This is a genomic window from Brevundimonas sp. DW-iso22, from assembly GCF_058725425.1.
The window spans coordinates 246,811-258,814 of record NZ_JBZXEB010000005.1; the positions used below are offsets into that span (position 1 = coordinate 246,811).

The 12,004-nt window shown below is 65.5% G+C and carries 10 protein-coding genes; 8 read left to right on the forward strand and 2 right to left on the reverse strand.

Annotated elements, in window-relative coordinates:
• The first annotated feature begins 17 nt into the window (after positions 1-17).
• From AC4PRM_RS09970 to metH, 5 genes are all read left to right on the forward strand, one after another.
• Positions 18-980, forward strand: a complete 963-nt coding sequence (locus AC4PRM_RS09970) for an ArsR/SmtB family transcription factor (protein ID WP_487921813.1) — start codon at positions 18-20, stop codon at positions 978-980.
• A complete protein-coding gene (gene metF, locus AC4PRM_RS09975) occupies positions 977-1,930 on the forward strand; it encodes a methylenetetrahydrofolate reductase [NAD(P)H] (protein WP_373258418.1) in 954 nt (317 codons plus the stop codon). Before AC4PRM_RS09970 ends, metF begins: the two co-directional genes overlap by 4 nt.
• Positions 1,927-2,994, forward strand: coding sequence for a homocysteine S-methyltransferase family protein (locus tag AC4PRM_RS09980; protein WP_492039728.1), 1,068 nt, complete (start codon positions 1,927-1,929; stop codon positions 2,992-2,994). The genes metF and AC4PRM_RS09980 overlap by 4 nt, the downstream gene beginning before the upstream one ends.
• Positions 2,995-3,143: 149 nt before the next feature.
• Positions 3,144-3,380, forward strand: a complete 237-nt coding sequence (locus AC4PRM_RS09985; RefSeq protein ID WP_492039825.1) for a DUF6508 domain-containing protein — start codon at positions 3,144-3,146, stop codon at positions 3,378-3,380.
• The gene (gene metH / locus AC4PRM_RS09990) at positions 3,380-6,046 is read left to right on the forward strand and encodes a methionine synthase (protein WP_492039729.1); all 2,667 of its coding nucleotides are present in this window, start codon (positions 3,380-3,382) and stop codon (positions 6,044-6,046) included. The genes AC4PRM_RS09985 and metH overlap by 1 nt, the downstream gene beginning before the upstream one ends.
• Positions 6,047-6,049: 3 nt before the next feature.
• On the opposite strand, the gene AC4PRM_RS09995 is transcribed toward metH, so the two are convergent.
• Positions 6,050-6,628, reverse strand: a complete 579-nt coding sequence (locus AC4PRM_RS09995; protein ID WP_492039730.1) for a hypothetical protein — start codon at positions 6,626-6,628, stop codon at positions 6,050-6,052.
• Positions 6,629-6,780: 152 nt separating this feature from the next.
• Complete coding sequence (locus AC4PRM_RS10000) at positions 6,781-9,651, reverse strand: TonB-dependent receptor plug domain-containing protein (protein WP_492039731.1); 2,871 nt, start codon at positions 9,649-9,651, stop codon at positions 6,781-6,783.
• A 275-nt stretch (positions 9,652-9,926) separates the two neighbouring features.
• On the opposite strand from AC4PRM_RS10000, the gene AC4PRM_RS10005 reads away from it, so the two are divergent.
• From AC4PRM_RS10005 to AC4PRM_RS10015, 3 genes are all read left to right on the forward strand, one after another.
• On the forward strand, positions 9,927-10,463 hold the full coding sequence (locus tag AC4PRM_RS10005; protein ID WP_492039732.1) for a hypothetical protein: 537 nt from the start codon (positions 9,927-9,929) through the stop codon (positions 10,461-10,463).
• Positions 10,460-10,873: a protein tyrosine phosphatase family protein gene (locus AC4PRM_RS10010; RefSeq protein ID WP_487921805.1), complete on the forward strand. Its 414-nt coding sequence runs from the start codon at positions 10,460-10,462 to the stop codon at positions 10,871-10,873. Before AC4PRM_RS10005 ends, AC4PRM_RS10010 begins: the two co-directional genes overlap by 4 nt.
• A 225-nt stretch (positions 10,874-11,098) precedes the next feature.
• Complete coding sequence (locus AC4PRM_RS10015) at positions 11,099-12,001, forward strand: MBL fold metallo-hydrolase (protein WP_492039733.1); 903 nt, start codon at positions 11,099-11,101, stop codon at positions 11,999-12,001.
• Positions 12,002-12,004 lie beyond the last annotated feature (3 nt).

Below are 12,004 nucleotides of genomic sequence, written 5' to 3' on the forward strand. Positions count from 1 at the left end.
TATCCTTATATGATTATATGACCCTGACCGCCGATCAGACAATCGAGGCCCTGCGTGCTGCGGGCGAGCCGACGCGCCTGCGGGTGCTGTCGCTGCTCGCGGGCGAGGAGCTGTCGGTCATGGAGCTGTCCGGCATTCTGGATCAGAGCCAGCCGCGCGTGTCGCGCCATCTCAAACTCATGACCGATGCGGGCCTGATCGAGCGCTTCCCCGATGGGGCTCGCGTCTTCTACCGCCTGTCTTCGGACCCCCTCGCCCGTCGCCTGATCGACACCATCCTCGATCTTCTGGACGACGAGGCCGGGGCCGCCGACGACCGTCGTCTGGAAGACGTCCGCCGCGACCGCGAGGTCGCCGCCGGGGCCTATTTCGAGCGCGTGGCCCCCCAATGGGACCGCATCCGCTCGCTCTATGTCTGCGAAACCGACGTCGAGGCCGCGATCCTGAAGGCGGCGGGCGACGGTCCGTTTGAGCGTGTCGTCGATCTGGGCACCGGCTCGGGCCGGATGCTGACCCTGCTGGGCAAACAGGCGCGGATGTCGGTGGGCCTGGACCTCAGCCACAACATGCTGAATATCGCTCGCGCCAATGTGACCCGGGCGGGCCTGGACAAGGTTGAGCTGCGCCACGGCGACATCTTCGCCACCCGCCTGCCCGCCCAGAGTGCCGACCGCGTCCTGGTCCATCAGGTGTTGCATTATCTGGCCGATCCCGCCGCCGCCGTGGCCGAGGCGGCGCGCCTGGTGGCACCCGGCGGCCGCCTGCTGATCGTCGACTTCGCCCCGCACCAGATCGAACAGCTGCGCGAGGAGCATCAGCACCGCCGCCTGGGCTTCGCCGACGAGGAAATGCGGCGCTGGCTGGCCGAGGCCGGCCTCACGCCCGCCGCCCCGATCATCCTGCCCCCCGACACCGACGGCCTGACCGTCTGCATCTGGACCGCCGAGCGCCAGGCCGCCGTCGAAACGAGGGCCGCATGACCGCCGCCTCCCTCAATCTGGCCGAGGCTCGCGCCCTGCTGCTGTCGCCGCTGGGGCCAGTCGCCCGCGCCGGTCAGGACCGGTCGCGACCCCGCGTGTCCTTCGAATTCTTTCCGCCCAAGTCCGACGAGGCCGAGGCGACCCTGTGGAAGGCTGTGACCCGTCTGGCCCCTCTGAAGCCCGACTTCGTCTCGGTCACCTATGGCGCGGGCGGCTCGACGCGCGAGCGGACGCACCGCACGGTCCAGCGCATCCTGGCCGAGACCGACCTGACCCCCGCCGCCCACCTGACCTGCGTCGAGGCCAGCCGGGCCGAGGTCGATACCGTGATCGACGGCTACAAGGCCTCTGGCGTGCGTCACATCGTGGCTCTGCGCGGCGATCCGCCGGGCACCGAGGGCATCGGCGGGGCCTATGTTCCGCATACGGACGGTTACGCCAACGCCACCGAACTGACCGCCGCCCTCGCGGCCAAGGGCGGGTTCGAGATCACCGTCGGCTGCTACCCCGAGGGCCATCCCGAGAGCGGGTCGATCGACCACGACATCGCCGTGCTGAAGGCCAAGGTGGATGCGGGCGCGACGCGCGCGATCAGCCAGTTCTTCTTCGACATCGACGCCTTCCTGCGCTTCCGCGACCGCGTGAGGGCAGCGGGCATCACCATTCCCATCATCCCCGGCATCATGCCCGTAACCAATTTCAACGGCCTGAAGCGGATGAGCGCGGCCTGTGGCGCCGCCGTGCCCGACTGGCTGGCCGCCCATTTCGAGGGGCTGGACGACGACCCGGAGACCCGCAAGCTGATCGCCGCCTCCGTCGCGGCCGAGACCTGTGCGCGGCTGCAGGAAGAGGGCTTCTCCGATTTCCACTTCTACACCCTCAACCGCGCCGAGCTGGTCTATGCGATCTGCAGGGTGCTGGGCGTCAGGGAACAGGCGGTGGCCGCATGACCCGCGCTACCCGCATCGCCGCCCTCCATGCCGCCGCACGCGAGCGTATCCTCGTCCTAGACGGCAGCTGGGGCGTGATGATCCAGCGCAGCGAGCTGTCGGAAGAGGATTTCCGCGGTGACCGCTTCACCAGCCACAACGGCCAGATGAAGGGCAATAACGACATCCTGTGCCTGACCCGGCCGGATGTCATCGCCGGCCTGCACGACCAGTATTTCGCGGCGGGCGCCGACATCTCCGAGACCAACACCTTCTCGGCCACGGTGATCGCCCAGGACGACTACAAACTCGACGAACAGTCGGTGTGGGACATCAATCTGGAGGGGGCGAAACTGGCCCGCGCCGCGGCCGACCGCTGGACCGCCAAGGAGCCGCACAAGCCGCGCTTTGCCGCCGGCTCGATCGGGCCGCTGAACAAGATGCTGTCGATGTCGTCGGACGTGAACGACCCCGGCGCCCGGCTGGTGACCTTCGACCAGGTCTATGACGCTTATCGCCACCAGGTGAAGGCGCTGAACGAAGGCGGCGTGCACCTGTATCTTATCGAGACCATCACCGACACGCTGAACTGCAAGGCCGCCATCAAGGCCATCAAGGACCTCGAGGACGAGGGCATGGAGGCCCTGCCGATCTGGATTTCGGGCACCATCACCGACCGTTCCGGCCGGACCCTGTCGGGCCAGACGGCGGAAGCTTTCTGGAACAGCGTGCGCCACGCCAAACCGTTCGCCATCGGCTTCAACTGCGCGCTCGGCGCCGATCTGATGCGGCCGTTCATAGCCGAACTGAGCCGCGTGGCCGACACCCTGGTTGCCGCCTATCCCAACGCCGGCCTGCCCAACGCCATGGGCCAGTATGACGAACAGCCGCACGAAACTGCCCACTTCATCGAAGAATGGGCAGCGTCGGGCCTGGTTAACATCGTCGGCGGCTGCTGCGGCACGACGCCGGAGCATATCCGGCATGTGGCGCAAGAGGTCGCGCCGTTGGCACCCCGCGTGGTTCCGGAACGACCCGTGGCGATGCGGCTGTCGGGTCTTGAACCATTCGAGCTGGTGGCTTGAGTTCGGCCATGTCCCCGTCATCGCTACGCGATCTCGCCGAGCGCCTGGAGGCCACGACGTCGCCGGACTTCGTCCGCTGGCACAGCCCCGACGGAAAATCCCTTCCCCATCCAGACTACGCGTCAATCGAAGGAGATTGGCGGGCAGCGATGCAAGCATTGGGTGCGGGGGGTCCGAGCGAGACCTACGACAGGATACTTCGTCGTGAACTGGCTCCGGCAACGCTTGAAAGCGTCGCAACGGCAGATCGGGTGACCTTGGACGGTTTCACAACCCACATCATCCGGGCTGAACGCTTCTGCGATGGAGCAATCGCAGCCGCCCACGAGCGCGGCCTTTTGGCTGCTGTCGCTCTCCGATACGCTGATTTGTTGGAATCTGCCTGATGCGTCCCACCTTCATCAACGTCGGCGAACGGACCAACGTCACCGGCTCGGCCAGGTTCAAGAAGCTGATCATCAACGGCGACTATGCTGCCGCTCTGGACGTCGCGCGTCAGCAGGTCGAGGCCGGGGCCTCGGTGATCGACATCAACATGGACGAGGGCCTGCTGGATTCGAAGCAGGCCATGATCATCTTCCTCAACCTGATCGCGGCCGAGCCCGACATCGCCCGCGTGCCGGTGATGATCGACAGCTCCAAATGGGAGGTGATCGAGGCCGGGCTGAAATGCGTCCAGGGCAAGCCGATCGTCAATTCGATCTCGATGAAGGCGGGCGAGGCGGAGTTTCGCGAACAGGCCGTGAAATGCCTGCGCTACGGCGCCGCCGTGGTGGTCATGGCCTTCGACGAGGTGGGGCAGGCCGACACCGCCGCGCGCAAGATCGAGATCTGCACCCGCGCCTACCGCATCCTGGTCGACGAGGTCGGCTTCCCGCCCGAGGACATCATCTTCGACCCCAATATCTTCGCCGTGGCGACGGGAATCGAGGAGCACGACAACTACGCCGTCGACTTCATCGAGGCGACGCGCGCGATCAAGGCGACCCTGCCCTACGCACGCGTCTCGGGCGGGGTGTCGAACGTCTCGTTCAGCTTCCGCGGCAATGAGCCGGTGCGGCGGGCGATCCACAGCGTCTTCCTGTACCACGCCATCCAGGCGGGCATGGACATGGGCATCGTCAACGCCGGCGACCTGCCCGTTTACGACACCCTCGACCCGACGCTGCGCGAGGCCGTCGAGGACGTGATCCTGAACCGGCCGCAGCGGACCAATGTCTCCAACACCGAACGCCTCGTCGACATCGCCCCCAACTACAAGGGCGACAAGGGCGTGGCCCGGGTCGTCGATCTGAAATGGCGCGACCAGCCGGTCGGCAAGCGGATCGAACACGCCCTGGTCAACGGCATCACCGAATATATCGACGCCGACACCGAGGAGGCGCGCCTGTCGTTCGAGCGGCCGCTGCACGTCATCGAGGGTCCGCTGATGGACGGGATGAACGTGGTCGGCGACCTGTTCGGTTCGGGCAAGATGTTCCTGCCCCAGGTGGTCAAGTCGGCCCGGGTGATGAAACAGGCCGTGGCCTGGCTGGAGCCCTATATGGAAGCCGAAAAGGCCGGCAAGCCGAGGGAACAGGCCGGCCGCATCCTGATGGCCACGGTCAAGGGCGACGTCCACGACATCGGCAAGAACATCGTCGGCGTGGTCCTTCAGTGTAACAACTACGAGGTCATCGACCTGGGGGTCATGGTCCCGGCGGACCGGATTCTGGACGCCGCCGTCGAGCACAGGGTCGACATCGTCGGCCTGTCGGGCTTGATCACGCCGTCGCTGGACGAGATGGTGTTCGTGGCGCGCGAGATGGAGCGGCGCGGCTTCGACATTCCGCTGCTGATCGGCGGCGCGACGACCAGCCGGACCCATACGGCGGTCAAGATCGAACCCGCCTACCGCCGGGGCTCGACCACCTATGTCGTCGACGCCAGCCGCGCCGTCGGCGTGGTCTCGGGCCTGCTGTCAAAGAGCGAACGGGCGAAGAACGAGGCCCTGACGCGCGACGAATACGTCCGTATCCGCGAGCAGTACGCGCGCGGTCAGGAGGTCAAGGCGCGGGCGTCCCTGCCCGCCGCGCGCCAGAACCGCTTCCGGCCCGATGCCGCGACGCCCCTGCCCTGCTCCCCATCATTCCTGGGCGTGCGCGCCTTCGATAGCTGGGACCTGCAGGACCTGGCCGACCACATCGACTGGACGCCCTTCTTCGCCAGTTGGGAGCTGATTGGCCGCTATCCGCTCATCCTCGAAGACGAGATCGTCGGCGAGGCCGCGCGCGACCTGTTCAAGGACGCCCAAGCCATGCTGAAGCGGATCGTCGAGGAAAAATGGTTCACGGCGAAGGGCGTGGTCGGCTTCTGGCCCTCCAATACCATCGGCGACGATATCGCCGTCTACGCGGACGAGAGCCGCACCGCCGAGGTCGCCCGCTTCCACACCCTGCGCCAGCAGATCAGGAAGTCGAACGGCAAGCCGAACCTGGCCCTGTCGGACTTCGTCGCCGAGGACGGCCGCGACTATATCGGTGCCTTCGCCGTCACCGCCGGCCACGGCGAGCTGGAGATCGCCAAACGGTTCAAGGACGCCGGCGACGACTACTCGGCCATCATGGCGACGGCCCTGGCCGACCGTCTGGCCGAGGCCTTCGCCGAGGCGCTCCACAAGAAGGTCCGCACCGAACTGTGGGGCCATGCAGTCGGCGAGGAGACTACGGTCGAGGACTTGATCGCAGAGAAATACCAAGGCATCCGCCCGGCCCCCGGCTATCCGGCCCAGCCCGATCACACGGAGAAGGCGACCCTGTTCCGGCTGCTGCAGGCCGAGATCAACGCGGGCATGGCCCTGACCGAGAGCTTCGCCATGACTCCACCCGCATCCGTCAGTGGGCTGTATTTCGGCCATCCCGACAGCCACTATTTCGGCGTCGGAAAGATCGATCTGGACCAGGTCCAGGACTACGCCCGACGCAAAGGGTGGGGCATCGCCACTGCGGAACGCTGGCTGGCTCCCATACTGAACTACGATCCAGAGGTACCGCAGAGAAACGCTGCGGCTTGACGGCTACTCCAGCCCCACTTCCGCCGGGGTGACGGGCGGCGTCGTGATATTGTCGCGGATGCGGCGTGCCGCATGCTCGCACCGTCCCGGCAAGCCGAAGAACAGGCCGAACGCCTGGCTGCGCACCGCCTCCGACTGACCCACCAGAGGTGTCCACTTGCCCGTAGCTTCGGCGGCAGCGGCCCGCGCCGCCTCGCGTGTCGCCGCCGTCTGACGAGGCTCGGCCGCAACCAGCGCCGAGCGGAAATCGGCGGCCTCAAGACGACCCAGGCGGATGATGTCCTGATCCAGCGGATCGCGGTCGCTCAGCGTCTCGCCCAGCGCCACATGGCCGTTCACCAGCGCCTCGCACCACGCCACCAAAGGATAGTCGCCCTGCGGAGCCCCACGAGGCAGATCGTTGCCATAGGCCACCGCCTCGCGGAAGCGCAGGGACTCGCTAGTCTCGCCGCCTTCGGGCGCAGCGGTCGACACCGGCCCATCGGTTGATGGAACCGCGCGAGGTGCGGTGGTCACCGGGCCGTCCTGCGGCAAGGGCGCGGACTGGATCAGAAGCAGGGCAGCGACGACACTGGCGATCATGGGGCAGGCACTCATCGAATGGCGACCACGGAGGTCGGGATTGCGGCAACGCCTGAAGTGCCCCGATGGTTTTTCTGCGGCAAGCGGCGCGCAAAGAAAAAGGCGGCGGAGCCGAAGCCCCGCCGCCTGATCCTGATTAGTCAGGTCGCGTTCTAGTACTTCAGACGCGCGCCGACGAAGAAGTAGCGTCCGACCACATCATAGGCGTTGGGGTCGGTGTTACCGTCGTTGGCGTTGTCGAACACGGGAGGCTCTTCGTCCAGCAGGTTACGAACGCCGGCGAACAGTTCCATGTTTTCAGTGGCCTGGAACGTGCCGCTGAGGTCGTGGTACCAGTAGGAGTCGACACCCGAGTAGCCCGACGGATCACCGAAGTCAGGGATGTTACCCTGGTTGTCCAGCTCGTCGATGATCGTGCCCGAGTAGGCCAGACGCACCGGACCGACGTCGTAGCCCAGCGAGATGTTGGCCTTCCACTCCGGCAGGGTGGCGCTGATGTTGTAGGCGCCGGCCGTGCCCTTGTACTCGATGCCGTCCAGCTCGTAGCTGTCCAGATAGGTCACGTTGACAGCGATATCGAGCTTGTCGCCCCACATGCCGCCAGCCCACGGCACAGCCCAGCCGTAACGGGTCGAGAAGTCGACGCCGCTGGTGGTTAGCTGCGAGACGTTGCCCAGAGGCGCACGCGCCTTCAGGTTGCCGGCCGGGTCGCGGAAGATCAGCGGCAGGCCGATGCCCGGATCATTACAGGCTGCGACAGACGACACAGGCGTCGGAGTCGTGGCCGAGGCGGCTGCACCTGCGGCGAAGCACTGTCCGACGATGCCGGAGGCGCCGCCGAAGATGGTGCCGATGTAGTCCTCGACTTCAATCTTGTAGTAGTCGAGCGAGAACGACAGGCCCTGGGCGAAGGTCGGCTGCCAGACGGCACCGACGGTGACGGTGTCAGACTTTTCTTCCGACAGGTTCGGGTTACCGAAGAAGAAGGTTTCCGTCTGGGTGTTCTGGGCGACGAAGCCGGTCACGACCGGGTCAAAGCCAAGTTGTGCCGTACAGAAGTTCTGCACGCCCGGCGTCAGGGTGCGCGGTGCACCCGTGGTCGGGTTGACGGTGGTGCAGGGATCCAGAACGGCCGGGAAGCCCTGGTCGTTGGCCTGGAACAGTTCGAACACGTTCGGCGCACGGCTGGCGCGCTGATACAGGGCACGCAGTCGCAGGCTGTCGACCGGCTCCCACGAACCGCCGAACTTGTAGGACCAGACGTCGCCGACGGTGCTGTAGTTCGAGTAGCGCAGACCGAATTCCAGTTCCAGCGACTGGGCGAACGGCATGTCGCGCAGGATCGGCACGGCGGCTTCGAAATACGCTTCCTTCGAAGAGCTGCGACCCGAAACGGCACGCTCGGCGTTGAAGCCGAAGATGTCGCCGGCATTCTTGGCGTCATCCGGCGTGTAGGCCAGGCTGTCCTCGCGGTATTCGACACCGGCGGCGATGCCCAGAGGACCAGCCGGCAGTTCGGTCAGCGTACCCGTCAGGTTCAGCTGGGCGTTGTTGCGCTCGAAGATGCTGCGGTCGGTGAAGTTCAGGCGAACGAAGGCAGCAGCCTGAGGCGTAATGGTGCCGCGTCCGAACAGGTTGATCGGCACGCAGGTCGGGAACAGGGCCAGCGCCGAGGGGGCGCAGGTCGTGGCCGTGCCGCCACCGGCCAGGGCGGCGTTCAGGCGCGAGCGCGAGACGTCGTTCTGGATGGAGGTGGTCAGTTCGGTGCGGCCGTAGCTGTAGTAGCCCTCCAGTTCCCAGTCGCCGCCCAGATCGGCACGCAGGCCGGTGTTGATCTGATAGACGTCAGTGTTGTTGCCCTGGATACGCGCACCGACTTCCGACATGCGGCGGTCAAAGTTGAGCGGCAGCAGCGGGTTCGTACGGGTGTTGACATAGGCCAGCAGGGCCGGCGAGTTCTGCACGAAGAAGTTGTCGACCGGAATCTGGATGCCGGTCGCCGGGGTCGGGGCCAGCTGCGAGGTGTTGCGGCTGTCCGTATAGAAGACTTCGGCAAAGGCTTCGATGTTGCTGGTGACGTCATAGTGACCCATCAGGGCGACGTTGAAACGCTCCGACGGCGACTGCAGCAGGTTGACCGGCGCGAAGTCATAGCGATCGCTGGTCGGGCCGAGGCCGAAGTCGTTGTTGAACGGGCCAGGAACACCCGGCGTGCGGAACGAGCGGCGGCAGGGGTTGGCCGTCGGGCAGCCAGCCGCAGTGTAGGGGTTGGTCCCCAGGTTGTTCAGGCCACCAAACTCACCGGTGCCCGAACCGCCAGCGGCGCTGGACACGGACCAGGGACGATCCTCGTTCGGGAAGAAGCCATCACGGTCAGAATAGCCGACAAAGCCCGTCACGTTACCGCGGTCGTCGGCGAAGTTCGAACCGAAGGTCAGCGAGGCATTGAACTGCTCGCCATCACCAAAGCCCGAGATGCCATACTGGGTGTCGAAGCCGAAACCTTCGTAGTTGCGCTTGAAGATGAAGTTGACGACGCCAGCCAGGGCATCGGAGCCGTACACGGCCGAGGCACCACCGGTCACCACTTCCACGCGCTCGATCAGCGAGGCCGGAATGCTGTTCAGGTCGACGGCATTGCTCTTGTCGTAGGGGATGAAGCGGTGACCGTTGACCAGCACCAGCGTCCGGCTTGCACCCAGGCCGCGAAGGTCCACCGTGGCCGAACCGTTCGAGGGGTTGTTTGAGTTAGCAGACAGGCCAGGCACGACCTGCGGCAGCTGGTTCAGGATCTGCTCGACGTTGACGTCGCCGCGCGCCTGAATCTGCTCGGACGTGACGGTCGAGATCGGGCTGTTGGCGACATAGTCCTGACGGACGATGCGCGAGCCGGTGACGACGACATCATCGATGGTGGCAGGCTCCGCATCCTGCGCCACGGCCGGCGCGGCGAATGCGAGCGCAGAGGCACCTGCAATGATTGTCGACGCCAGCAGGCTGCGGCGGCTATGTTGGAACTTCAAAGGTAGTCTCCCCTCTTGACGCCAGCCAACAGTAAAACTGTCTTATGTGCGGCGTCTCGGCTGCGTGAATATTGCATTTGCGGCATACCGAAGCACCGCAACCTGCCAGAGGTAGGCCCGGACTCGCCTCTTGTGCTAGAAAATTACACCGTCGTAATGCAGTCGCCGCTAACCTGTCGCATTCTTGACACGGGTGCCTTCGGAGGCGTGATAGCGTCACGATGTGTCGCCTCACAGACCCACGAACCCGTTATTGCCTGATGGCCGAGGATTTCATGGTTTCCAGACTGTTAATACTTCCCGCAGCCGCTCTTTTCGGCCTCTCGGTATTCGATGCTAACGCCCAGGACGCTGGTCATGGCGATACCCCCCGTATCGTGGCGTCCCTGTCCGAATGCCTGACCATCACTGCCGATACACAGCGGCTCCAGTGTCTGGACACCGCAGCGCGCGCGATCGATTCCGCCCTGCGTAGCGGCGACCTTCTGGTCGTCGATAGGCAGCAGGCGACCCAAGCGCGCCGACAGGCCTTTGGCACCTCCTCCGCCCCGGCCGACATTCTTCAACCGGCCCGGCCGGCAGATCGCATCGACTCCATCGAGACGACCTTGACGCGGGCCAGCCAGGCTGGCGATGGCCGCTGGACGTTCGTCCTGGCTGACGGCAGCACCTGGAATCAGGTCGATACAGATCGCGTCCGCATCAACAACAGAGCCGGCGAGACCGTGCGGGTCCGCCGCGGTGCGCTGGGCAGTTTCTTGCTGGTGGTCGGTCGCAGCGGTGCCGTTCGCGTACGGAGACAGCAGCCATGACAAATCCCAGCGCCCTGTCGAACACCGTCAGTGTCGGGCCTCAACTTTCGATGGATGATCTGGTGGCCCTGGGGGCTCAAGGCTTTACGTCCGTCATCAACAATCGGCCGGATGACGAGGAGCCCGGTCAGATTTCCTCGACCGACCTCGAAATGGCGGCCCGAGCGGCGGGGCTGGACTTTCACCATATCCCGATCAGAGGCCTGCCTCACGCCGAGGCCGTCAGCGCAGTAGGCGAGGTGTTGAAGTCCGACGCGGCGAACAATGGGCGCACCATCATGTTCTGCCGTTCCGGTATGCGTTCGGCGGCGTGCTGGGCCATGGCACAACGGCTTGCGGGTGCTGACGCCGACCATCTGCGCGCCGCCGCCGCTGCCGCAGGCTACGATCTCAGTCGCCTGCCGTTGTGATCATCGGATCAGTATTCCTCGCGCCGCATACGACGCAGGTTCGGGCGTGCACGAAGCCACGACCAGTTGGCTCGCCATGATACAAAGGAGCGTCATGGTGACGATCTGGAGCCGTTTTGAAACAGTAAGGGCTATCGACAGGGCCATATCAGGCGCTCCGCTAAGGGTTTACAAAACCCTAACGCAAACGCGATGCCGCTTTTATCGAACAGCCCGGAGCGCCGCATGATCCCCTTCGTTCGCGACTTCGATTTCGCCTACGGCCGTTGCGACCAAGTCTCGCCGCTGATCCGACGGGTCGTAGCCAACAATCCCGGCCCCTTCACCTTCACGGGGACCGGCACCTACATCGTAGGTCGTGACGAACCCGGTGCGGGCGTGGCGGTGATCGATCCAGGTCCACTGGATGACGCCCATCTGGGTGCTCTGCTGGATGCGGTGAAGGGCCAGACGGTCAGCCATGTGTTGGTCACCCACACCCACCGCGACCACGCCCCCCTGGCGCGCCCGTTCGCCGAGGCCGTCGGAGCGCCGATTATGGCGGCCCGCCCGCCGCTGAGGACCATCCACGCGTCGGCCACGCTGGACGAGGAGGAGGACGACGCCTTCTTGCCCGACCTCGTGCTGAAGGGGGGCGAGCGACTGGAAGGTGACGGCTGGACGATCGAGGCGCTGTGCACGCCCGGCCACGCCTCCAACCACATGGCCTTTGTGCTGGAGGACGAGAATGCCCTGTTCTGCGGCGATCACGTCATGGGCTGGTCGACGACCGTGATCGCCCCACCCGATGGCGACATGGCCGACTATATGGCCAGTCTGGACGCGGTGATCGGGCGCGACTTCGCCACACTCTGGCCGACCCACGGCGCGCCGATCACTGACGCCGCGCCTTTCCTTCAGGCCTATCGCGCTCACCGGCTGGATCGCGAAGCCCAGGTGCTGACCCAACTCCGCGCCGGACACGCCCGAATTGCCGACGTGGTGCCAGTCCTTTACGCCGCCGTGGACCCGCGCCTGTGGCCCGCCGCCAGCCTGTCGGTCTGGGCCCATCTGATCGCTCTGGAGAAGGCCGGACGGGTTCGCGCCGCCCCCGCCCCGGTCATGGACGCTCAATGGACGCCAGTTTGAGGT